We start from the raw sequence: 22,917 nt of genomic DNA, 5'->3' as shown, positions 1-22,917 counted from the left end.
CGGGCGAGCGCCAGGTCACACGTCGGGCGAGCGCCAGGTCACACGTCGGGCGAGCGCCAGGTCACACGTCGGGCGAGCGCCAGGTCACACGTCGGGCGAGCGCCAGGTCACACGTCGGGCGAGCGCCAGGTCACACGTCGGGCGAGCGCCAGATCAGACGTTGAAGTACTTGGCTTCGGGGTGGTGCGCCACGAACGCGTCGGTGGACTGCTCGGGGTGCAGCTGCAGCTCCTCCGACAGCTCGACCCCGATCCTCGACGGCTCCAGCAGCTCCACGATCCGCCGCCGGTCCTCCATCTCCGGGCAGGCGCCGTACCCGAACGAGTACCGCGCACCCCGGTAGCCGAGCTTGAAGAACTCCTCGACGTCCGAAGGATCCTCCGCAGCCACAGACCCACCACCAGGCCACGTGAGCTCCTCGCGGATCCGCTTGTGCCAGTACTCGGCGAGCGCCTCCGTGAGCTGGACGCCCAGACCGTGCACCTCCAGGTACTCGCGATAGGCGTTCTTCGCGAACAGCTCGTTGGCGTAGTCCGCGATCGGCTGCCCCATCGTCACGAGGTGGAACGCGATCACGTCGACCTCGCCGGACGACCGCGGCCGCCAGAAGTCCGCCAGGCACAGCCTGCGGTCGCGCTTCTGCCGCGGGAACGTGAACCGGAACCGTTCCGGCGAATCGACCGACGGCGAGGACAGAATGATCAGATCAGAACCCTCGGACACACACGGGAAGTACCCGTACACGACCGCCGCGTGCGCCAGGACCCCTTCGGTGGCAAGGCGATCCATCCAGTACCGCAGCCGCGGCCTGCCCTCGGTCTCGACCAGCTCGTCGTAGGTGGGACCACCGCCGCGCGAGCCCTTGAGGCCCCACTGCCCCATGAACGTCGCCCGCTCGTCCAAAAGAGCCGAATAGTCCGCGACGGGGATGCCCTTCACCACGCGGCTGCCCCAGAACGGCGGCGCCGGAATCGGGTTGTCCGACGCGACATCGGACCGCGAGATCGGCGCCGGCGCCGGCTCGGCGGCCTTGCGCGCGGCGGCGATGCGCAGTGACCGCTCGCGACGCGCCTTGCGTTCCGCCGCCTTGGCTTCGGCCTCCGAATCCACCAGCGGCGTCTCGCCACGCTTGGCCGCCATGATCGCGTCCATCAACCGCAGGCCCTCGAACGCGTCGCGCGCATAACGCACGTCACCGAGGTACATCTCGGTCAGGTCGTTCTCGACGTACGCCCTGGTCAACGCCGCCCCACCGAGCAGGACCGGCCACCGCGCGGCCACCCCGCGGGAGTTCATCTCCTGCAGGTTCTCCTTCATGATCACGGTCGACTTCACCAGCAGGCCGGACATGCCGATCGCGTCCGCGCGGTGCTCCTCGGCCGCGTCGAGGATGGCGGTGATCGGCTGCTTGATGCCGATGTTCACCACCTCGTAGCCGTTGTTGGACAGGATGATGTCCACCAGATTCTTGCCGATGTCGTGCACGTCGCCCTTGACCGTCGCGAGCACGATCCGGCCCTTGCCGCCGTCGTCGGAGCGCTCCATGTGCGGCTCGAGGTGCGCGACCGCGGTCTTCATGACCTCGGCGGACTGCAGCACGAACGGCAGCTGCATCTGCCCCGAACCGAACAGCTCGCCGACGGTCTTCATGCCGGACAGCAAGGTGTCGTTGATGATCTGCAACGCCGGGCGCTGCTCCAGCGCGGCGTCCAGATCGGACTCCAGGCCGTTGCGCTCGCCGTCCACGATCCGGCGCTCCAGCCGTTCGAACAACGGCAGCGCGGCCAGTTCCTCGGCGCGGGAGGCCCTGTTCGACGATGTCGTCACGCCTTCGAACAGCTCCATGAGCCGCTGCAACGGGTCGTAACCCTCACGCCGCCGGTCATAGACCAGGTCCAACGCGACGGCACGCTGTTCGTCCGGGATCCGCGCCATCGGCACGATCTTGGAAGCGTGCACGATCGCCGTGTCGAGCCCGGCCTGCACGCACTCGTGCAGGAACACCGAGTTCAGCACCTGCCGCGCCGCCGGGTTGAGCCCGAAGGACACATTGGACACACCGAGAGTCGTTTGCACGTCCGGGAACCGGCGCTTCAGCTCGCGGATCGCCTCGATCGTCTCGACCGCGTCGCGGCGCACCTCCTCCTGCCCGGTGGAGATCGGGAACGTCAGGCAGTCGACGATGATGTCGGACGTCCGCATGCCCCAGTTCGTCGTGAGGTCCTCGATCAGCCGGACCGCGACCCGCACCTTCCACTCCGCGGTGCGCGCCTGGCCCTCCTCGTCGATGCACAGCGCAACGACGGCCGCGCCGTGCTCGGACACCAGCCGCATGATCTTCTGGAACCGCGAGTCCGGCCCGTCGCCGTCCTCGTAGTTGACCGAGTTGACCGCGCACCGCCCGCCGAGGCACTCCAGACCGGCCCGCAGCACCTCGGGTTCGGTCGAGTCGAGCATGATCGGCAACGTCGAGGCGGTCGCGAGCCGGGACGCCAGCGCCGCCATGTCCGCCACGCCGTCGCGTCCCACGTAGTCAGCGCACAGGTCGATCATGTGCGCGCCCTCGCGCGTCTGGTCGCGCGCGATCTCGACGCAGTCCTCCCAGCGCTGCGCCAGCATCGCCTCGCGGAACGCCTTGGAGCCGTTGGCGTTCGTGCGTTCGCCGATCATCAGCACCGAAGCGTCCTGTTTGAACGGAACCGCCTGGTACAGCGACGACACACCGGGTTCGGGCCGCGGCCGGCGCTCCGGCACCGGAAGCGAGTGCACCGCCTCGGCGACCTGCCGCATGTGCTCGGCCGTGGTGCCGCAGCAGCCGCCGACGAGCCGCGCGCCGAACTCCGTGACGAACCCGGCCAGCGCCTGAGCCAGCTCGTCCGGCTGCAGCGGGTAGACCGCGCCGCGCGGGCCGAGCTGGGGCAGGCCGAGCTGGGGCAGGCCGGCGTTCGGCATTACCGAAAGCGGTACGCGCGAGTGCTTGGCGAGCTGACGCAGGTGCTCGCTCATCTCGGCGGGCCCGGTCGCGCAGTTCAGCCCGATCAGGTCGATGCCCAGCGGCTCCAACGCGTTCAGCGCGGCGCCGATCTCGGAGCCGAGCAGCATCGTGCCGGTGGTCTCGACGGTCACCTGGGCGATGATCGGGACGTAGTGGCCTTCGGCTTCCATCGCCCGCTTGGCGCCGATGATCGACGCCTTGGTCTGCAGGAGGTCCTGCGAGGTTTCCACGATCACCGCGTCGACGCCTCCTGCCAGCAGGCCCCTGACCTGCTGTTCGTAAGCGTCGCGCAGGGTGGCGAACGGGGCGTGCCCGAGTGTGGGCAGCTTGGTGCCCGGTCCGACGGAGCCCAGCACGAACCGGTTCCCGAACTCGTCCGCCACCTCCCGCGCGAGCGCGGCGCCGCGTTCGGAGAGATGGAAGATCTGGTCCGCGATGCCGTATTCCGCGAGGTTCGCGAGGTTTGCCCCGAAAGTGTTGGTCTCGATCGCGTCGACGCCCACTTCCAGGTAGCCCCGGTGCACGTCGCGCACCACGTCCGGACGCGTGACGTTCAGGATCTCGTTGCAGCCCTCGAGCCCGTCGAAGTCGGCGAGCGACAGGTCGGCGGCCTGCAACATCGTGCCCATCGCGCCATCCGCCACGAGCACGCGGCCGGACAGTGCGTCGAGAAACGGCGACGATCCATGCATGGGGGCAAGCCTACGGGGCCACGCCGGGGCGAGGCCGTAGTCTGGCGCAGTGAACGATCCGGTCCAGGCATCCCCAACCCCCAAGCGCCCCCCGCTCACCAACCCGATCATGGTGGCGGCCTTCGAGGGCTGGAACGACGCTGGTGACGCCGCCAGCACCGCGATCGAGCATCTGCAACTCACCTGGGACGCGACGCCGCTCGCGGAGATCGACCCGGACGACTACTACGACTTCCAGGTCACCCGGCCGACCGTTCGCCTGGTGGACGGTGTCACCCGCCGCGTGGACTGGCCGACGACCCGCCTGTCGGTGTGCCGCCCGCCCGGCTCGGCCAGCGACGTTGTCCTCGTGCACGGCATCGAGCCGAACATGCGGTGGCGCAAGTTCGCGGGCGAGCTGCTCGAGCACATCGACGCCCTGGGCGTGACCACTGTGGTCACCCTCGGCGCGCTGCTGATGGACACGCCGCACACCCGCCCGGTCCCGGTCACCGGCACGGCGTACGACCCGGAGGCCGCGACCAAGTTCGGCCTGGAGCACTCCAAGTACGAGGGCCCGACGGGCATCGTCGGTGTCTTCCAGGACGCCTGCGTGCGCGCCGGCATCCCCGCGATCTCGTTCTGGGCGGCGGTGCCGCACTACGTGTCGCAGCCGCCTTCACCGAAGGCGACCCTGGCGTTGCTGCACCGGGTCGAGGAGGTGCTCGACATCGAGGTGCCGCTGGGGGCGCTGCCCGAGCAGGCCGAGGAGTGGGAGCGCACCGTCTCCGAGATGGCCGACGAGGACGAGGACGTGCGCAACTACGTGCGGGCGCTGGAGGAGCGCGGCGACGCGGAGCTGCAGATCACCGAGGCGTCGGGCGACGACATCGCGGCCGAGTTCGAGCGCTACCTGCGCCGCCGCCGGGGCCCGGGACGCGGCCCCGGCCGTTGAGGCACAGCGATCGGTTAGCGCGCGCCGGGCTGTACGCCGGCGGGTTCCTCGGGCCGTTCGGCGGCGCGATGACGACGTCGATCCTGCCGGAGATCGGCGCGGACTTCACCAGAACCGCGGGCGACGCAGCCGCGACGCTCACGTTCTACCTGGTGCCCTTCGCGGGCCTGATGCTCGTCTCCGGCACGCTGGGCCAGCGCTGGGGCCCACAAAGGACGGTCCGCGGCGCCTACATCGTCTACGCGATCGCCTCGGCGCTGTGCGCGGCCGCGTGGGCGTTCCCGGTCCTCATCGGACTGAGAGCGGTCCAGGGAGCGGCCAACGCCTTCACCACGCCCGTCCTGCTGGGCACGCTCGCGGCCATCACGCCGCGGGAACGCCTGGGCCGCGCGCTCGGCCTGTTCGCGACCATGCAGGCCGCCGGTCAGACGTCCGCGCCGCTCGTCGGCGGCCTCGCGGCGGAGGTGTCGTGGCGGTGGGCGTTCGTCGGCGCCACCATCGTCGCCACCGCACTCGCGATCATCGGGATCCCGCGGACCGAGGCGGAGGAACGGGCGAGCCTGCGCAGCGCGTTCGTGCCGCGCACGCTGAAGGCCGCGCTGGTCGCGTTCGTCGGCTGGGGCTGTCTCGGCGGCCTGGGGTTCATGGTGGCGTTCCGGCTGGACGACACGTTCGGCCTCGGCGCGACCGAACGCGGCATCCTGCTGACCGGGTTCGGCGTCGCCGGGTTCCTGACCGCCCGCCAGGTCGGCAAGGCCGTCGACCGGTTCGGCGCCAGACGGACCGTGCTCGCCGCCGCGGCCACCGGGGCGATCCTCGTCGCCGCCGTGGGCACGATCCCGAACATCGTCCTCGTGGGACTGTGCTGGGCGCTCACCGGCGCGGCGAGCCAGGGTGTGCTCGTCAGTCTCAACACGATGGTCCTCACGGGAGGGACGAACCGGGGCGGCTCGGTCAGCGTCGTGCAGTCGCTGCGTTTCCTCGGCGCCGCGGTCGCCCCGGTCGTCTTCGTCCCCCTCTACCAGGCCAGCCCGACCGTGGCGTTCCTAGTGCCCACGGCCGCGCTGGTCCTGATCCCCTCGATCACCCTCAGGTCGTGAGGTCCCGGCGCCGGAACCCGATGAACCCGGCCGCCAGCAGCAGCACCGCCACCCCGGTCAGCCACAGGAACGGCTCGAACGTCCACGACGCGCCCGGCAGCTTCGGGATGTGGGTGTACGGCACGATGTCCAGCACCCACTGATCGAGCTGCAACGCCGGTCCGAGCAGCGTCACCAGCAGCGACGTCGCCAGCACGGCCCAGGACACGCCGGTGAGCTGCGGGAACAGCCCGAACAGGGCGAGCGCCACCCCGGCGACCACCCAGGCCGCGGGCAGCTGGGCGAGCGAGGCGCCGATCAGCTTCGGGACCACCCCACCGAGATCGTTTTCCCGGGCACCGTGCAGCAGCCCGAAGCCGAGGCCACCGGCCGCGAGCACGACCGCACCGCCGACCAGCGGGAACACCGCGTGGGACGCGACCCAGCCGACCCTGGTCACCCGCGTGGCGAGGACGGGCTCGGCGCGCAGCGAGGTCTCCTCCGAACGCATCCGCAGCGTCGACTGCACCAGGTACACCGAGCCGATCAAGCCCATGATCTGCGTGACGGTCGCGATGAACGCGTCCGTCACGCCACCCTCGCCGCCGATCTCGTTGACGATCTTCGCCAGCGCCGGGTTGTCGCGCACCATGTCCCCGACCGCGCCGGCGACGCTGCCGTAGACGACACCCACGATGAACAGGCCGATCGTCCAGCCGATCAAGGTGCCGCGCTGCAGCCGCCACGCGAGCGCGAACGGGCTCCGCAACGATGACGCGCCACGGGCCGGACCGAGGCGGGTCGGCAGCAGCGCCAGCCCGACGTCCCGCTTGGTCACGATCACCGCGGCGGCCGCGATCGTCAGCACGAAAACGGCCAGCGGGATCGCGAACACCCAGTAGCGGTCGCCCGCGAACGCCCTCACCTGTTCGGCCCAGCCGAGCGGCGACACCCACGTGAGCCATTCCGGGCCGTTGTCCCCCGCCGAGTCGCCGGCGCCGCGCACCACGTAGGCGGCGCCGAGCAATGCGCCCGCCATGCTGTTGGCGGTGCGGGAGTTCTCGGACAGCTGCGCGGTCAGCGCGCTGGCCCCGGTGAACACGAGCCCGGTCACCACGATCGACGAGGCGAACGCGAGCACGCCCTGCGCGGGCAGTCCCTTGCCCAGCAGCAGGCCGGCGATCAGCAGGCCGATCAGCACGTTCGCGCCCGCGGCGACGATGATCGCGGCCGCCAGCGACGCGTGCCTGCCGACGACGGTGGCGCTGATCAGCTCCAGCCGGCCGGTCTCCTCCTCGGCGCGCGTGTGCCGGGTGACCAGCAGCAGGCTCATGATCCCGGCGAACAGCGCGGCGAACACACCCCAGCGCCATGCGAGCAGCCCGCCGAGCGTGGACGAGTCGTGCAGCGGGCCGAGCATCGAGAGGAACGCCGCGTTGGAGTTCGCGGTGATGCCCAGCAGCTTGCGCGACTCCGGCGAGGAGTACAGCTCCTCCAGCGCCGTCGTGGTCGACGCGGTGATGCCGACGAGCGCGAGGACCCAGATCGGCAGGATGATCCGGTCCCGGCGCAGGGCCAGCCGGACCAGGTTCCAGGTGCCGATCATTTCGCGTCCTCGTAGTGCCGCAGGAACAGCTCCTCGAGCGTCGGCGGCTGGCTGGTGAGCGTGCGCACGCCGGACGCCACGAGCTGCTTGAGCACGTCGTCGAGCTGGTCCGAGTCCACTTCGAACCGGACCCGGTTGCCCTCGGCGACCAGGTCGTGCACGCCGGGCATGGCCGACAGGCCGTTCGGCGAGGACGCCAGCTCGGCCGCGATGCTCGTGCGGGTCAGGTGGCGCAGCTCGGAGAGCGTGCCGGTCTCGACGATCTTGCCCGTCCGGATGATGCTCACCCGGTCGCACAACGCCTCCACCTCGGCCAGGATGTGGCTCGACAACAACACGGTGCGGCCGCGTTCGCGTTCCTCGTTGATGCAGTCCTGGAAAACGGCTTCCATCAACGGGTCCAGGCCGGACGTGGGCTCGTCGAGGATGAGCAGCTCCACGTCGGACGACAGCGCGGCGACCAGCGCCACCTTCTGCCGGTTGCCCTTGGAGTAGGTGCGGCCCTTCTTGCGCGGATCGAGCTCGAAGCGCTCGAGCAGGTCGGCGCGGCGCTTCTCGTTGAGGCCGCCGCGCAGCCGGCCGAGCAGGTCGATGACCTCGCCACCGGTGAGGTTCGGCCAGAGGCTGACATCGCCGGGCACGTAGGCGAGCCGGCGGTGCAGCGCGGCGGTGTCACGCCACGGGTCGCCGCCGAGCAGGCGCGCGGTGCCTTCGTCGGCCCGCAGCAGCCCGAGGAGGACCCGGATGGTGGTGGACTTGCCCGCCCCGTTCGGACCGAGGAAGCCGTGCACCTCCCCCGTCCGGACGGTCAGGTCCAGTCCGTCCAGTGCGCGTGTGGGCCCGAACGTTTTGACCAGGCCCGACACGGATATCGCATATGTCATGGGCAGTAAGCTACACTTCTTTCACAACTTCGTGAAGTACGTAAATATTGCTCGTTCGGGCGACTGGAAGAGATGATGCGGCGGTGACTCAGGTGACAGAGCGTGACCAGCAGGCAGTCAGCCAGTTCGTCGAACGGTTCGGCGCCGCCATGGCCGACAGCGGGATGGCGCGCATGCCCGCCCGGATCCTCGCCGCGCTGCTCGCCACCGACTCGGGCCGGCTGAACGCGGCCGAGATCGCGGACCTGCTGCAGATCAGTCCGGCGGCCGTGTCGGGAGCCGTGCGCTACCTGGGCCAGCTCAACCTGGTGACGCGCGAGCGGGAACCGGGCTCGCGGCGGGACTACTACCGGATGCGCGACGACGCCTGGTACGAGGCGTCGATCAAGAAGGACTCGATGTGGAAGCTCTGGGAGGAGACCCTCGAGGAGGGCATCGCCGCCGTCGGTGAGAAGTCGCCAGCGGGCATCAGGCTCGGCGAGTCGCTGGAGTTCTTCCGCTTCTTCCACGCCGAACTGCCCGCGATGCTCGGCCGCTGGCGCGCGCACCGCGCCAAGTGGCTCGAGTCCCAAAGGAGTTGATCTTGCCATGAGGGGAGCCTTCATGGACCTCACGTCCATGAAGGCTCCCCTCATGGACGACGATCAGCCCGTGATCAACTTCAGGCTGTAGGCCGACAGGATCTCGTTGACCGGCTGGAAGTACGTCGTGCCACCGCTGGTGCAGTTGCCCGACCCGCCGGACGTGACGCCCTGGGCCTGCGTCCCGCTGACCCACGAACCACCGGAGTCACCCGGCTCGGCGCACACGTCGGTCTTCGTGAGGCCCTGGACCGTGCCCTCCTGGTAGTTCACCGTCTGGTTCTTGGCCTGGACCTTGCCGCAGTGCCAGCCCGTCGTCGAACCGGACCGGCAGATCGACGCCCCGACGGCCGCCTCGGTCGAACCGGACACGACGACGTCCGCGCCGCCGTAGTGGTTGACCTTGGCGGTCGGCGTCCACGACGAGTTCGTCTTCACGAACGAGTAGTCGTTGCCGGGGAACGAGGACCGGTCGAACTCGCCCATCGGCGTCTTGTCGACGCCGGCGACCGAGTCACCGGACGAACCGCAGTGCCCGGCGGAGACGAACCCGCCCTCGACCGCGAAGCCGATCGAGCAACGACCCGCGTTGTTGATGTAGTACGCGTCGCCACCGCGGACGTCCTTGAGCAGCCTCGGCGCCTCATCGGACTCGACGATCCGCGCGAGCGGCCCAGCACTCTCCACAAAGGACTTGGCGACATCCGCCTGTCCACGCTGAACGTTCACCGTCACGGTGTTCGCCTGTTCGTCGACGAACCATCCGGTGACCGCGGCCGGTGCCTTGACACCGTCCAACTTGGCCTTCACGGCGTCGAGCTCGGCGACCGTGTGCGCCACGACCTTCGGCGTGGTGCCGATGTTGCGCAGCGCGGCCGCCTTCGCCGCGTCCGTCACGCCGACCACGAGCTTGCCGCTCGCGGCGTCGAACCAGGCGCCGGCGAACTGCTCGCCCGCGAGACCCCTCGCCACGTGCTGCATGACCGCGGCGGCACTCTCCTGACGGAACCTCTCCGCAGCCTGCTGCGGGTTCAGACCGAGGTCGCGCTGGACGGCGGCGAGCAGGTCGGCGGACGGTTCGGCGACGGCGGCAGGGGGAGCCGTCGCGAATGCACCGGCCGTCAACACGGCTGCGACCGCGACACCCATGCGCTTCATAGGCACTTCTCCTCTTCGTTCGGCTGCAGGGCCGGAGAACCCGCCTGTAACACCGAGCAGGGCCACCACGATGAGGAGTCCGGAAGCGTCCCCAGCGGCCGAACTGCCCGATCAGTTCGGTCCTCCTTGTGGGTGACGCTATGCAGTCGTTCCGTGACGCCGGTAGGGCCGATCGACGGGTAGACGACGCGCTTTCTGCCGTTATAGGACTACTTGATGCCCTCGGTCTCCCTATTGTCGTGACCGTCCGTCACGACGGATGACGCATTGTCGACCAATGCAAACATGCGAGAGGGCTTTCAGTCACGAACGTGAGAGCGCTTGCGCCGAATTGTTGACCGTAGATTGTCCAATTCTGTCAATGAATCCGGTCGATCAGCGGGTTGACCGGCGAGTTCTGCGCAGACGGTCGCTACCAGGTTCTCACCAGCGGTTTTGGCGCCGCGACACCCACACAGAGTAGGCCGGGCGGGAAACTACCCCGAACACTCGCAGCCCAGTTCCGCCAGGCGGCGCAACAGTTGAATGTCCTTTCTCGACAGTATCGCCACGGCATCGGTACAGGGATTACTTTCAGAGACCCCAAAGTTCCCTGCACGAGGGAGAAACCCTGCCATGCGAAGAATCGTCGGTATGGGATTGGCCGCGGCGGCCGCCGTCACGCTCGCCGCGTCCGTGGTTCCCGCAGTGTCCGCCGCACCGCTCGTCGGGACGATCCTCGGCGCCGACCGCGCCGACCGCGTCCAGGACAGCTACATCGTCGGGCTGAACGAGGTGTCGGTGTCGAGGGCCGCCGCACCCCAGACGTCCCGCGATCTGGCGAGCAAGTACGGCGGCCAGGTCCAGGAGGTCTGGCAGCACGCGCTGAACGGGTTCCACGCCAAGATGTCCGCCCAGCAGGCCGCGCGGCTCGCCGCCGACCCGCGGGTGGCATGGGTCCAGCAGGACGGCATCGTCAAGATCAACGGAGTGCAGCCCAACCCGCCGTCGTGGGGCCTCGACCGGGTGGACCAGCGGGATCTGCCGCTGGACAACAGCTACACGTACGACACGACCGCGAGCAACGTGCACGCGTACATCATCGACACGGGTGTCCGCACCACGCACCAGACGTTCGGCGGGCGGGCGTCGTGGGGCACCAACACCACTGGTGACGGCAACAACTCCGACTGCCACGGCCACGGCACGCACGTCGCGGGCACCGTCGGCGGCGCGGAGTACGGCCTCGCCAAGGAAGTGAAGATCGTCGCCGTGAAGGTGTTGAACTGCCAGGGTTCCGGCACCTCCGCGGGCGTCGTCGCCGGCATCAACTGGGTGACGCAGAACGCCATCAAGCCGGCGGTCGCGAACATGTCGCTCGGCGGCGGCGTGGACACCGCGCTCGACACGGCGGTCAACAACTCCATCGCCTCCGGCGTCACGTACGCCATCGCGTCGGGCAACTCCAACGCCGACGCGTGCAACTTCTCTCCCGCCCGCGTGGCCAACGCGATCACGGTGAACGCGACGCAGAACAACGATGCCCGCGCCTCGTTCTCGAACTTCGGCACGTGCACCGACATCTTCGCTCCGGGCGTGAACATCACGTCCTCGTGGGGCACCGGCGACACCGCCACGAACACCATCAGCGGTACGTCGATGGCCACTCCCCACGTCGCGGGCGCGGCGGCGTTGTACCTCGCCGCCAACCCGTCGGCCGCCCCGGCCGCAGTGCAGACCGCGCTGATCAACGCGTCCACCCCGAACAAGGTCACCAGCCCCGGCACGGGATCGCCGAACCGTCTGCTGTACTCGCGGTTCGGTGGCGGCCAGCCCGGTAACCCGACCGTCAACAACCCCGGCAACCAGACCAGCACGGTCGGCCAGGCGGTCAACCTGCAGCTGTCCGCGTCCGGCGGCACGCCGCCGTACACCTGGTCCGTCACCGGTCTCCCGGCCGGTCTGTCGGCCAGCTCGTCCGGCCTGATCACCGGCACGCCCACCACGGCGGGCACGTCGAGCGTGACGGCCACGGCGACCGACAGCGCGGGCAAGTCCGGCAGCACCACGTTCACGTGGACGGTCAACCCGACCGGCGGCGGCTGCGCCCCGGTGACCAACGGCAACAACGTGAACATCCCGGACCTCGGCACCGGCTCCTCGACGATCGCGATCACGGGTTGCTCCGGCAACGCGTCCGCGACCTCGACGGTGAAGGTCGACATCGTGCACACCTGGAAGGGTGACCTCGTCGTCGACCTGATCGCGCCGGACGGCTCGGTCTACAACCTGCACAACCGCTCCGGCGGGTCCGCCGACGACATTCACCAGACCTACACGGTGAACCTGTCCTCGGAGGCCGCGAACGGCACGTGGACGCTGCGGGCACGTGACGCCGCGTTCCTCGACTCCGGTTACATCGACAGCTGGACGCTCGACCTGTAATGACGACCGTTATGGCCACCTTCACGGACTTGAGGTCCGTGAAGGTGGCCATAACGGCACTTACAGGGCGATGCCCAGGAGGGCGTCCACGGCGGTGCGGATCTGGGCCGGGCCGTGGGTGTCGTTGCCACCCGTGGAGAGGGCCTCGGCAGCCCAGGCGTCAACCGCCGCAAGGGCTTTCGGCGTGTCCAGGTCGTTGCCCAGGTGGTCGCGCAGCCGGGTGATCGTGTCCACAGCGGACGGTCCGGCCTGAAGGTCCGCGGCTTGACGCCAACGGTCCAAACGCGACTCCGCCTCGGACAGCAGGTCCGAGGTCCACGCGCGGTCCGCCCGGTAGTGCCCGGCGAACAGCGCGAGCCGGATGGCGTTGGGGTCGACCTTCTGCGCCCGCAGCTTCGAGACGAACACGAGGTTGCCGCGCGACTTCGACATCTTCTCGCCGTCCAGGCCGATCATGCCGGCGTGCACGTAGTGGCGGGCGAACGGGTGCTGGCCGGTCTGCGCCTCGGCGTGCGCGGCGCTGTACTCGTGGTGCGGGAAGATCAGGTCCGAGCCGCCGCCCTGGACGTCGAAGCTCATGCCGAGGCGGTTGTGGGCGATGGCGCTGCACTCGATGTGCCAGCCGGGCCGCCCCTCCCCCAGCTCGGAGGGCCAGGCGGGCTCGCCGGGGCGCTTCATGCGCCAGAGCAGCGCGTCCAGCGGATGACGCTTTCCGGGCCGGTCGGGGTCGCCGCCGCGCTCGGCGAAGAAGCGCAGCATCGTCTGCTCGTCGTAGTTCGACTCGTAGCCGAAGCGGCCCGTGGCGTTGTGCGCGTAGTAGACGTCCGGGTACTCCGGATCGTCCACGCGGTACGCGAAGCCGTCGGCCAGGAGCTTGGCGACGATCTCGACGACCTCCGGCATCGCCTCGACGACGCCGATGTAGTCGCGCGGCGGCAGCACGCGCAGCGCCTGCATGTCCTCGCGGAACAACGCCGTCTCGCGCATCGCGAGCACGACCCAGTCGTCCTGGTCGCGCTCGGCCCGCTCGAGCAGCGGGTCGTCGATGTCGGTGACGTTCTGCACGTAGTGCACGTCGTGGCCGTTGTCCAGCCACACCCGGTGGACCAGGTCGAACGCGAGGTACGTCGCCGCGTGACCGAGGTGCGTCGCGTCGTACGGCGTGATGCCGCAGACGTACAACCTGGCGGTGTCTCCCGGCGCGGTGGGCCGAACCTCGCCCGTAGCCGTGTCGAACAGCCGCAACGGCCGGGGTTCACCCGGAACACGCGGCACAGGAATCGATGACCAGGTCTGCATGGGTCCGAATCTAACCGGTGCGGACCTCCGGGGTGGATTTTCCGTCTGCTGGGAAGCGCGCGGGCCACCACACCCGTCCGCCGATGTCGAACGCCAGCGCCGGGACCAGCAGCGATCGCACCAGCGGAACAGCAGCGGCAGCACGGACAGCGCCGCGAACACCACGCCGGCCGAGGTGATCACGCCGCCGGTCACGGTCAGGCCGCGCAGCGGTATCTAACCGGTGCGGACCTCCGGAGTGGATCTTCCGTCTGCTGGGAAGCGCGCAGGCCACCACACCCGTCCGCCGATGTCGAACGCCAGCGCCGGGACCAGCAGCGAACGCACCAGCAGCGTGTCCAACAGCACGCCGAACGCCACCAGGAAGGCGATCTGGGCCAGGAACAGCAGCGGCAGCACGGACAGCGCCGCGAACGTCGCCGCCAGCACCACACCGGCCGAGGTGATCACGCCGCCGGTCACGGTCAGGCCGCGCAGCGTCCCCGCGCGAGTGCCGTGGACGAGTGACTCCTCGCGCACGCGCGTCATCAGGAAGATGTTGTAGTCGATCCCCAGCGCGACGAGGAAGACGAACGCGAACAGCGGCACGCTCGGGTCCGCGCCGGGGAAGTCCAGCACGTGGTCGAAGACCAGGGCCGCGACGCCCAGGGTCGCCGCGAACGACAGGACCACGGTCGCGATCAGCAGCACCGGCGCCAGCAAAGCCCGCAGCAGCAGGGCCAGCACCACGAAGATCACCAGGAGCACCACCGGGATGATCGTCCGCAGGTCGCGGCGGGCCGTGTCGCGCACGTCGACCTGGATCGCCGTCACGCCGCCGACCTTCGCGTCCAGCGTCGAGCGAAGCTCCCTCAGCGTGGCGACCGCCTCCGCGCTGTCGGCCTGGTTCGACAATGTCGCACGCAGTTCGACCATGCCGTCCACGACGCGCGGATTCTGCTGCACGTCCACGACGCCGTTCACGTTTCGCGCCTTCGCGGCCGTGTCGGAGCCCGCGGGGGCGATGATCACCGCGGGTGAGCCGGTTCCGCCGGGGAAGTGCCGGTTGAGCGCGTCCTGGCCGGTCACGGACTCGACCGGCGTCAGGAACAGGTCCGTCTGCGGCACGCCGGTCGCCTTCAGCTGCGGTACGAACGCAGCGCCGGCCAGCAGCACCAACGAGGTCAATACCCACGTCCAGCGCGGACGGCGTCCGACAATGCCGGACACCCGCGTCCAGAGCGAGCGCGGGCTGTGCGGATCCGTCCCCTGCTTCGGCCGGAACGGCCAGAACACCGCGCGCCCGCCCAGTGCGAGCACCGCGGGCAGGAACGTCAGCGTCGCCAGCACGGACGCGGCCACGCCGATCGCGGCGACCGGGCCGAGGCCCTTGTTCGACTTGAGGTCGGACAGCAGCAGGCACATCAGGCCGAGGATCACCGTGCCCGCAGACGCGATGATCGGGCTGAACGACTGCCGCCACGCGTGGCGCAGCGCGGGCCAGCGCGAGGACTCGGCGTGCAGCTCCTCGCGGAACCGGGCGACGAGCAGCAGCGAGTAGTCCGTTGACGCGCCGAACACGAGGATGAACAGGATCCCCTGGCTCTGGCCGTTCAACGTCAGCACGTCCGACTTCGCCAGCCCATAGACCACGAGCACCGCGGCACTCAGCGCGAGCCCGGCGTTGACCAGCACCACGAACGGCAGGATCGGGCTGCGGTAGACGATCACCAGGATGACCGCGACGACGATCGCCGTGACGCCGAGCAGCAGTCCGTCGATGCCGTCGAACGCCTTGGCGAAGTCGCCGAGGATGCCCGCGGGTCCGGTGACGTACGCGTTGAGGCCGTCCGGCAGGTCCTTCCGCGTCTGCTCGCGCAGCTGGGCGATCTGCTCGGTGGTCTGCGATCCGGCGGGCTTGACCGGCACCAGAACCTGGACGGCCTTCTTGTCCTCTGACTGCCTCCCGAACACCTGGCCGGCGATGAAGTCGTTGTGGCGGAACTCTTCCGTGCGGTTGGTGATGATCGTCAGGTCGTCGATCGACAATGTCGTATCGCGTTCGAACACGACGATCGCGGGTAGCGACTGCTGTTCGGCGAACTTCTTCTGAAGCTCGGAGACCTCGGTGGCCTCGGCGTTCGCCGGCAGGAACGACGCGTTGTCGTTCTTCTGCACCTCCGAGAGCCTGCCCTGCAACGGCCCGCCGATACCTCCGACGACAAGCCACAACGCCACCAGTACCGCGGGAATCGTCCAGCGCATCGCCACAGACTAGGCGCCCACGGACCTAGGCGCGGAGCCGGAATCCCACCTTGTTCAGCCCGATCGACGCGGCGAGCACGAGCACCGCGACCGCGAGCGACCGCGCGATCCCCGCGGCCGGCGTGGATCCGAGCCCGTCGTACCACTCGCTGATCCCGGCGAGTTCCCGCAGCGGCACGAAGGTCTCGCTGAGCAGGTACGCCAGCAGCACGTTGCCACCCGCCACCGCCAGGATCCCGGCCGGAACGCGGTGCAGCACCAGCCACAGCGCCGCGGTGACCGCGCATGCCCACAGGCACCACGGTGGCGTCGCGTGCACCTTGCTGATCCCCCAGAACTGCTGCAGCAGCAAGGCTCCGGCCGCGGACCCCGCGATGAACACCAGCGCGGACCGGACGGTCAGCGACGTCACGAAGAGGACCCCGGCGACCGCGATCGCGGAATGCGCGGCGAGCTCGCCCACCTTGAACGGCCCGATCTTGCCGATCGGGTAGAGGCACAGGAGCAGCACCACGGCGCCGAACAGGGCGACGCGCTTGTGGCGGTGGTGCCGGACCAGCAGGTACACGAGCGCGGCGACGAGGTACGACCAGCCGATGAGCCCGAGGATCCCCCACCACCCGGTCTTGATCGAGAACGGGTCGAGGTTGACGACGTGCGCGCCCTTCTTCGTCGTGTAGACGAACGCCAACGCCAGCAGTCCGGCGAGCCCGGCGACGCGCAGCACGCGAACCGTGGTGCAGAACAGGATTCCGGCGCCGAGCATCAGCACCATGTACAGCGCCTCGGACATGCCCATGCGGGCCGGGTCCGGCGCGTCGTTGTACATCATGACGCCCAGCACGATCAGCGTCGCCGCGCGGGAGAACACGCGCCCGAGCACCCGGTCCGGCCGCCGGTCGAGCGCGAGCGGAACCGACATGCCCACGACGAAGATGAACGCGGGGAAGACGAGGTCGACGAAGGTCATGCCGCTGGAGGAGCTGTCGTGATGCCGCAGCCACGCGGGCACGATCTCCTCCGGCACGCCGGCGAGGTCGTTCACGAAGATCATCACGAACATGACGAGCCCGCGCAGGGCGTCGATGGAGCCGATCCGCTGGCGGATCCCGATGTCGATCATCCGACGATCCTGACGCGCGCGGCCGTCACCATCGATCACGTTCACGCGGTAAAAAACGCGATGAGACAAAACTAGCGGACATGGGTTGACGACGTTGTCATGATCTCCCTAGCGTGCGGGGGCATGCTCCGGTACGCGCTGGCAGTGCTCCTGACGGTCTCGGTCACCCCTTCAGCGGTTGCGGCGACCGGACTGGATGTCCAGTCATATCTGGAAAATCCACAGATGACCGGGGAGGGCCAGGAGTCGCCGCACGTCGAGCTGACGCCGTATTCGACCGTCCGTGAGGCGCTCGCGAAGGCGGACTCCCCCTGGGTGAAGCCGCTCGACGGCGAATGGCGCATCCGGATGTTCGACCGTCCGCAGGAAGTGCCCGCCGGGTTCGAGAACGACGGCCTGCCTGGGTGGAAACCGGTTTCCGTGCCGCACACCTGGCAGACCAGCGGGCTCGACCACCCGATCTTCCGCAACATCCCGACGGAGATGTACCCCGACGATCCGCCGCGCGTGCCGCGGGACGTCAACCCGACCGGCGCGTACCTCAAGACGTTCGACGTGCCCGAGGACTGGCAGACCCGCCGCACGGTGCTCCGGTTCGAGGGCGTCACGAGCGGATACTTCGTCTGGGTCAACGGGAACTACGCCGGATACGACCAGGGCGGTTACACGCCCGCCGAGTTCGACATCACCAAGCATCTGAAGCCGGGGAAGAACACGCTCGCCGTGCAGGTGCACCGGTGGGGTTCGGGGTCACACCTGGAGGACGTCGACCAGTGGCGGTTCAGCGGGATCTTCCGCTCGGTCCGGCTGCTCTCGACGCCGAAGGCGTACCTGCGCGACGTGACGATCAAGACCGATCTCGACGCCGCGTACCGCGACGCCACGCTGTCCGTCGACGTCGAGCTCGGCGGCGCGCTGGCGAAGCACTGGACCCGTACAACGCTCTACGACGCGAACGGCAAACTTGTCCCGGTCGTCAACGGCAGGGTGAGCGACCCCGCCAAGTGGACCGACGAGACGCCGAACCTCTACACGCTCGTCGTCGAACTGCTCGACGCCGGCGGACGGGTGCAGCAGGTCAGCACGCAGCCCGTCGGGTTCCGCAAGATCGAGATCAGGGACAAGCAGTTCCTCATCAATGGCAAGCGCGTGCTGATCAAGGGCACCAACCGCGCCGAGACGTCGGCCAAGGGCGGGCGGCACCTGACGCGTGAGGAGCAGGAACGCGACGTCGCGCTGATGAAGCGGCTGAACGTCAACGCCGTCCGCACGTCGCACTACCCCAGCGACCCGTACTTCTACGACCTCGCCGACCGCGAGGGCATCATGATCGCCGACGAGATGGACGGCGAGACGCACCACCACGACGGGTGCCCCGACTGTCTCGCCGACCGGCCCGAGTTCCAGGCGGCGTTCCTCGACCGGTTCGTCGCCATGATGCAGCGCGACAAGAACCGTCCCAGCGTGATCATGTGGGACACCGGCAACGAGGCGGGCCTTGGCAAGGCCCACTACGCGATGGCCGACTACGCAAGGAAGCACGACACCCGGCCGCTGTACCACCAGCCGAACGTGCCGGACGGCGACGCGCCGTTCGCCGACGTCTGGGGTCCGCGCTACCCGTCGCCCGCGGGCCTGGAGAACATGGCGAAGCGGACGACGAAGCCGATCATCATGGGCGAATACGCGCACGCGATGGGCAACAGCCTGGGCAACTTCAAGGAGTTCTGGGACGTCGTCCGCAAGTACCCGCAGGTGCAGGGCGGCTTCATCTGGGACTGGGCCGAGCAGAACATCGAGCTGCCGCTGATCACCACGCCCGACTCGTCGCCGAACAACATCTTCACCTATCTCACCGGTGCACCGTCCCAAGTGGACGGCAAGGTCGGCAAGGCGCTGTCGTTGAGCGGGCTCGACGACTTCGTGGAGGTCTACCGCGACCGGAAGTTCGACGAGGTGTCTCGCGGCCTGACGCTCGACGCGTGGGTGAAGCCCGCGTCGTGGACCGGTGACTTCACCGTCATCGCCAAGGGCAACCACCAGTACGCGCTCAAGATGGCCTCACCGGACACGCTGGAGTTCCACGTCTACGGCTGCGGTGGCTGGCACGAGGTGCGCGCCAAGGTCCCGGCCGACTGGACGGGCAACTGGCACCGCGTCAGCGGCACGTTCGACGGCTCGGTCGTGCGGTTGCTGATCGACGGACGCGAGGTCGGGCGTCGCGACTGGGCCGGCGAGATCTCGTTCAGCCACCAGCCGGTCAACATCGGCCGCGATCCCGAGGAGATGCAGGAGAACGCCACCACGCGGTTCGCGCACGGCGTCGTCGACCAGGTGCGGATCTACCACCGCGCGCTGACCGAGTCCGAACTCGCGCAGGACCCCGCCCGCACGGCCGTGCTGGCGCTGGACTTCGAGCAGCTCTTCGACCGCGGCAAGGCCGAGTCGTACGGCTCGGGCACGGGCGGTGTGGACGGCGTCGTGTGGTCGGACCGCCGGCTCCAGCCGGAGGCCGCCGAGCTCGCCGCGGTGCACTCGCCCATCCACATGTCCTATTCGGACGGTGCTCTGCAGATCACCTCGGAACGCGTCTTCAGCGGCACCGACGATCTCGAACTCCGTTGGCGGGTCGAGGAGAACGGCCGGACGGTCGCCGCCGACCGGCAGCCGTTGCGGGTCGGCACCGTCAAGCTGCCGTCGTTCGCCGCGCCCGTCGAACGCTGGCTGACCGCACGTGCGGTGAGCAAAAAGACCGGTGCGGACGTGGGCGTGGCGTCGTTCCCGGTCGGCGGCTCGCTGGTGGCGGGTCTGCACACGGGTGCGCCGCGCGGTCCGGTGGATGTTCGTTCGACCGATCGCGAGGTCACCGTCTCGGGCCGCGACTTCACCTACACGCTCGACCGCGCCGCGGGCACGTTGTCGTCGATGCGCGTGCGCGGTACCGAGCTGCTGCGGACCGGCCCGGCGCTCGACGCGTGGCGTGCGCCGCTGTCGAACGAGTTCCAGAGCGAGGACTCGTCGTGGTACCGCAACGGCCTCGACCGCCTGCGCACCTCACCATCCTCGGTCGACGTCACGCGGGACGGCAACGACGCGATCATCACGGTCCGTTCGACCGCCTCGGGTGTGCCCGGCTCGTCGTTCGGCCAGACGTTCACCTATCGCGTCTCCGGTGACGGCGAGGTCAAGGTGACACACCGGGTGGCCGCGGCGGACAAGATGCGCGACCTGCCGTACCTGCCGAACATCGGCTTCACGCTGAAGGTGCCGGACACGTTCGGCAAGTTCACCTGGTACGGCCGCGGTCCGGGCGAGAACTACGACGACCGCAAGCTGGGCACACCGGTCGGCGTCTACCAGTCCACTGTGGATGCTCAGCATCAGGACTACTACAAGCCCCAGGACAACGGCAACCACGCCGACACCCGCTGGGCCACGCTGACCGACGGCCGCACCGGCGGCCTGCTGGTGGCGGGCGACCTGGACGTCCGGGTCTCGCGGTACGACGACCTCGACCGCGCCGCATACCCGTTCGCGTTGCAGCGCAACAAGAACTGGACGACCCTGCACATCGACCACCGGGTGACCGGCGTGAGCGAGACGTTCCACGCGCCGCTGCCCGAGTACCAGGTCAAGGCTTCCAGCGAGTACGCGTACTCCGTGCTGCTGCGGCCGTTGACGGCGGCCGAGGTGGTGACCGGCAAGCTCGGTTCCCGCGTCGACTGCACGCCGCAGGCGTCGCTGAAGGCCGCGCAGACCTCGGTGGAGCCCGGCCAGTCGGTCCCGGTCGACCTGGTGGTGACCAACCCGTGCGGCCAGCCGCTGCAGGGCGTGCGTGCGTCCATCAACGCCCCGTCGGGCTGGACCGCCACGCCGTCTTCCATCGATCTGGGCACGGTCGCCGACGCGAAGACGGTGCCGTTCACCTTGGCCCGCGGCCCGGACACGCCGGTGGGTGCCCGTCCGGTGCTGGCCGAGGTCACGGCCGGTGCGGCGGCTGTGTCGGCCACGCTGGAGTTCGCCGCGACGCCGGCCGCGCCCCGCGGCGAGACGCAGGTGTCGAAGCTGGAGTTCGTCAGCCAGTCCAACGGCTGGGGCCCGGTCGAGCGCGACCGCAGCAACGGCGAGTACGCGGCCGACGACGGCGGCCCGATCAGCATCCGCGGCGCGAAGTTCGCCACCGGTATCGGCACGCACGCCGTGTCATCCGTCGAGGTCTACCTGGGCGGGGCGTGCACGCGGCTCACGGCCACGGTCGGCATTGACGACGAGACCGGCGGAAACGGCAGCGTGACGTTCGAGGTGTTCGACGATGCCGAACGCCGTTTCACCAGCCCCGTGCTGACGGGAAAGAGTTCGGCATTGCCGATCGACGTTGACGTCACGGGGGTGCGGACGCTGCGGCTGGTCGTCACGGACGGCGGCGACGGCCTGGCGTGGGACCACGCGGACTGGGGCGCGGCGACGCTCAGCTGCCGGTGATCAAGGGGGTAGACCCGGCGGAAACGGCAGCACGACGTCCGGGGTGTTCGACGATGCCGAACGCCGTTTCACCAGCCCCGTGCTAACCGGAAAGAGTTCGGCATTGCCGAACGACGTCCACGCCACGGGGGCGCGGCGACACTGAGCTGCCGGTGATCAGGGACAGACGCGCTCGTTGAGTCGCTGCTGCGCGGCGCGCGCCGCCAGGATCGGCAGGAAGGACTGGAACTTGGCATCCCGCGCCAGCTCCTCGTAGGCCTCGGCGACGGCCGAGCGCACCGACTCGTAGTCGGCCCGGCCGGCGAACCGCCGGGTCACCTCCTCGGCGGCCAGGTCGAGCTGCTTGCCAACCCTGGCGTGCAGATCGTGCGGGTCTCGAACGGTGTGGCCTTCGAGTGCGGTCATGCGACTCGGGTACCCGTGGCCGTCGCGGGCGTACCCTCAGATCAAGAGGACCGGCTTCAAGGAGGCGGGGCTCGTGATCCTGGAGATTCTGGCGGGAGTCCTGGGCTTCGCAGCCCTGGGCACGGCGATGAGCGCCCGCGTCATCAAGCAGTTCGAGCAGGGCCTGGTGTTCCGCTTCGGCAAGTTGCAGCAGGCGGTGCGCGGGCCGGGCCTGACCATGATCGTTCCCGGCGTGGACTCGCTGCGGAAGGTCAACATGCAGATCGTCACGCTGCCGATCCCCGCGCAGGACGGCATCACGCGCGACAACGTCACGGTGCGGGTCGACGCCGTCGTGTACTTCAAGGTGCACGACCCGGCGAAGGCTGTCATCAATGTGGAGGACTACCGGTTCGCGATGTTGCAGGTGGCGCAGACGTCGTTGCGCAGCATGATCGGTAAGAGCGAGCTGGACGACCTGCTGTCCAACCGGGAGCACCTGAACCAGGGGCTCGAGCTGATGATCGACACGCCCGCGCTGGCGTGGGGCATCGACATCGACCGGGTGGAGATCAAGGACGTCGCGCTGCCCGAGGGTATGAAGCGCAGCATGTCGCGGCAGGCCGAGGCCGAGCGTGAGCGCCGGGCCCGCATCATCACCGCGGATGGCGAGTTCCAGGCGTCGAAGAAGCTGTCCGAGGCCGCGTCGATGATGGAGGCGACGCCCGCCGCGCTGCAGCTGCGGTTGCTGCAGACGATCGTCGAGGTGGCGGCGGAGAAGAACTCGACGCTCGTCCTGCCGTTCCCGGTCGAGCTGCTGCGGTTCCTGGAGCGGAACTCGGCGATCGAGAACAACTCCGACAAGCCCGACAGGCCCACCGAAATTGGCCCCGAGGTGTAATAAGCGCAGGTCAACGACCCAGTAACGGCTGTCGCCGCCGCCTGGACGGTGGCCATGGATTGCCCTGGTGTCTGACCCGGAGGACGATGTTCTCCGAGCGGCAGGACGTGCCCCCGAAGGGACAAGGGGTA

Annotated in this window: 14 protein-coding genes; 6 read left to right on the top strand and 8 right to left on the bottom strand. The window is 69.1% G+C overall.

Annotation, left to right across the window (positions count from 1 at the left end):
* Positions 1-153: 153 nt before the first annotated feature.
* Positions 154-3,687, bottom strand: a complete 3,534-nt coding sequence (gene metH / locus QSK35_RS18570; protein WP_285747755.1) for a methionine synthase — start codon at positions 3,685-3,687, stop codon at positions 154-156.
* Between the two features lie 109 nt (positions 3,688-3,796).
* Between metH and QSK35_RS18565 the strand changes: the two genes are divergently transcribed.
* Both QSK35_RS18565 and QSK35_RS18560 read left to right on the top strand, forming a co-directional pair.
* The gene (locus tag QSK35_RS18565) at positions 3,797-4,621 is read left to right on the top strand and encodes a PAC2 family protein (RefSeq protein WP_502881685.1); all 825 of its coding nucleotides are present in this window, start codon (positions 3,797-3,799) and stop codon (positions 4,619-4,621) included.
* Entirely contained in the window at positions 4,618-5,721 is a 1,104-nt protein-coding gene (locus QSK35_RS18560; protein WP_285747751.1) for an MFS transporter, read from the top strand. Before QSK35_RS18565 ends, QSK35_RS18560 begins: the two co-directional genes overlap by 4 nt.
* Here QSK35_RS18560 and QSK35_RS18555 read toward each other — a convergent pair.
* Complete coding sequence (locus QSK35_RS18555) at positions 5,711-7,306, bottom strand: ABC transporter permease (protein WP_285747749.1); 1,596 nt, start codon at positions 7,304-7,306, stop codon at positions 5,711-5,713. The two genes, QSK35_RS18560 and QSK35_RS18555, sit on opposite strands and share 11 nt — an antisense overlap.
* On the bottom strand, positions 7,303-8,190 hold the full coding sequence (locus QSK35_RS18550; RefSeq protein WP_285747747.1) for an ABC transporter ATP-binding protein: 888 nt from the start codon (positions 8,188-8,190) through the stop codon (positions 7,303-7,305). The genes QSK35_RS18555 and QSK35_RS18550 overlap by 4 nt, the downstream gene beginning before the upstream one ends.
* A 92-nt stretch (positions 8,191-8,282) precedes the next feature.
* Between QSK35_RS18550 and QSK35_RS18545 the strand changes: the two genes are divergently transcribed.
* The gene (locus QSK35_RS18545) at positions 8,283-8,771 is read left to right on the top strand and encodes a GbsR/MarR family transcriptional regulator (protein ID WP_285747745.1); all 489 of its coding nucleotides are present in this window, start codon (positions 8,283-8,285) and stop codon (positions 8,769-8,771) included.
* A 63-nt stretch (positions 8,772-8,834) separates the two neighbouring features.
* On the opposite strand, the gene QSK35_RS18540 is transcribed toward QSK35_RS18545, so the two are convergent.
* On the bottom strand, positions 8,835-9,929 hold the full coding sequence (locus QSK35_RS18540) for a S1 family peptidase (RefSeq protein WP_352244120.1): 1,095 nt from the start codon (positions 9,927-9,929) through the stop codon (positions 8,835-8,837).
* 615 nt (positions 9,930-10,544) lie between these two features.
* Here QSK35_RS18540 and QSK35_RS18535 point away from each other — a divergent pair.
* A complete protein-coding gene (locus QSK35_RS18535) occupies positions 10,545-12,353 on the top strand; it encodes a S8 family serine peptidase (RefSeq protein ID WP_285747743.1) in 1,809 nt (602 codons plus the stop codon).
* Positions 12,354-12,413: 60 nt separating this feature from the next.
* Here the strand turns inward: QSK35_RS18535 and mshC are convergent, their stop codons facing one another.
* The 3 genes from mshC to QSK35_RS18520 form a co-directional block, all read right to left on the bottom strand.
* On the bottom strand, positions 12,414-13,652 hold the full coding sequence (mshC, locus tag QSK35_RS18530; protein ID WP_285747741.1) for a cysteine--1-D-myo-inosityl 2-amino-2-deoxy-alpha-D-glucopyranoside ligase: 1,239 nt from the start codon (positions 13,650-13,652) through the stop codon (positions 12,414-12,416).
* 216 nt (positions 13,653-13,868) lie between these two features.
* A complete protein-coding gene (locus QSK35_RS18525) occupies positions 13,869-15,896 on the bottom strand; it encodes an MMPL family transporter (protein ID WP_285747738.1) in 2,028 nt (675 codons plus the stop codon).
* A gap of 25 nt (positions 15,897-15,921) precedes the next feature.
* The gene (locus QSK35_RS18520) at positions 15,922-17,019 is read right to left on the bottom strand and encodes a DUF5009 domain-containing protein (RefSeq protein WP_285747737.1); all 1,098 of its coding nucleotides are present in this window, start codon (positions 17,017-17,019) and stop codon (positions 15,922-15,924) included.
* 225 nt (positions 17,020-17,244) lie between these two features.
* On the opposite strand from QSK35_RS18520, the gene QSK35_RS18515 reads away from it, so the two are divergent.
* Positions 17,245-21,501, top strand: a complete 4,257-nt coding sequence (locus tag QSK35_RS18515; RefSeq protein WP_285747735.1) for a glycoside hydrolase family 2 TIM barrel-domain containing protein — start codon at positions 17,245-17,247, stop codon at positions 21,499-21,501.
* A 156-nt stretch (positions 21,502-21,657) separates the two neighbouring features.
* On the opposite strand, the gene QSK35_RS18510 is transcribed toward QSK35_RS18515, so the two are convergent.
* Positions 21,658-21,906 (bottom strand): three-helix bundle dimerization domain-containing protein, encoded by a 249-nt coding sequence (locus QSK35_RS18510; RefSeq protein ID WP_285747733.1) that lies wholly within the window; start codon positions 21,904-21,906, stop codon positions 21,658-21,660.
* A 73-nt stretch (positions 21,907-21,979) separates the two neighbouring features.
* Between QSK35_RS18510 and QSK35_RS18505 the strand changes: the two genes are divergently transcribed.
* A complete protein-coding gene (locus QSK35_RS18505; protein ID WP_352244116.1) occupies positions 21,980-22,786 on the top strand; it encodes a slipin family protein in 807 nt (268 codons plus the stop codon).
* Positions 22,787-22,917: the final 131 nt, after the last annotated feature.

The sequence above is a fragment of the Lentzea sp. NBRC 105346 genome (assembly GCF_030269605.1).
Classification (GTDB): Bacteria; Actinomycetota; Actinomycetes; order Mycobacteriales; family Pseudonocardiaceae; genus Lentzea.
This window is presented reverse-complemented; position numbering and strand designations above follow the sequence as displayed.

Coding starts and splice junctions, on each gene's coding strand:
- metH (WP_285747755.1), bottom strand. CDS start 3,687: ATGCATGGATCGTCGCCGTTTCTCGACGCACTGTCCGGCCGCGTGCTC.
- QSK35_RS18565 (WP_502881685.1), top strand. CDS start 3,797: ATGGTGGCGGCCTTCGAGGGCTGGAACGACGCTGGTGACGCCGCCAGC.
- QSK35_RS18555 (WP_285747749.1), bottom strand. CDS start 7,306: ATGATCGGCACCTGGAACCTGGTCCGGCTGGCCCTGCGCCGGGACCGG.
- QSK35_RS18550 (WP_285747747.1), bottom strand. CDS start 8,190: ATGACATATGCGATATCCGTGTCGGGCCTGGTCAAAACGTTCGGGCCC.
- QSK35_RS18540 (WP_352244120.1), bottom strand. CDS start 9,929: ATGAAGCGCATGGGTGTCGCGGTCGCAGCCGTGTTGACGGCCGGTGCA.
- QSK35_RS18535 (WP_285747743.1), top strand. CDS start 10,545: ATGCGAAGAATCGTCGGTATGGGATTGGCCGCGGCGGCCGCCGTCACG.
- mshC (WP_285747741.1), bottom strand. CDS start 13,652: ATGCAGACCTGGTCATCGATTCCTGTGCCGCGTGTTCCGGGTGAACCC.
- QSK35_RS18525 (WP_285747738.1), bottom strand. CDS start 15,896: ATGCGCTGGACGATTCCCGCGGTACTGGTGGCGTTGTGGCTTGTCGTC.
- QSK35_RS18520 (WP_285747737.1), bottom strand. CDS start 17,019: ATGATCGACATCGGGATCCGCCAGCGGATCGGCTCCATCGACGCCCTG.
- QSK35_RS18515 (WP_285747735.1), top strand. CDS start 17,245: ATGACCGGGGAGGGCCAGGAGTCGCCGCACGTCGAGCTGACGCCGTAT.
- QSK35_RS18510 (WP_285747733.1), bottom strand. CDS start 21,906: ATGACCGCACTCGAAGGCCACACCGTTCGAGACCCGCACGATCTGCAC.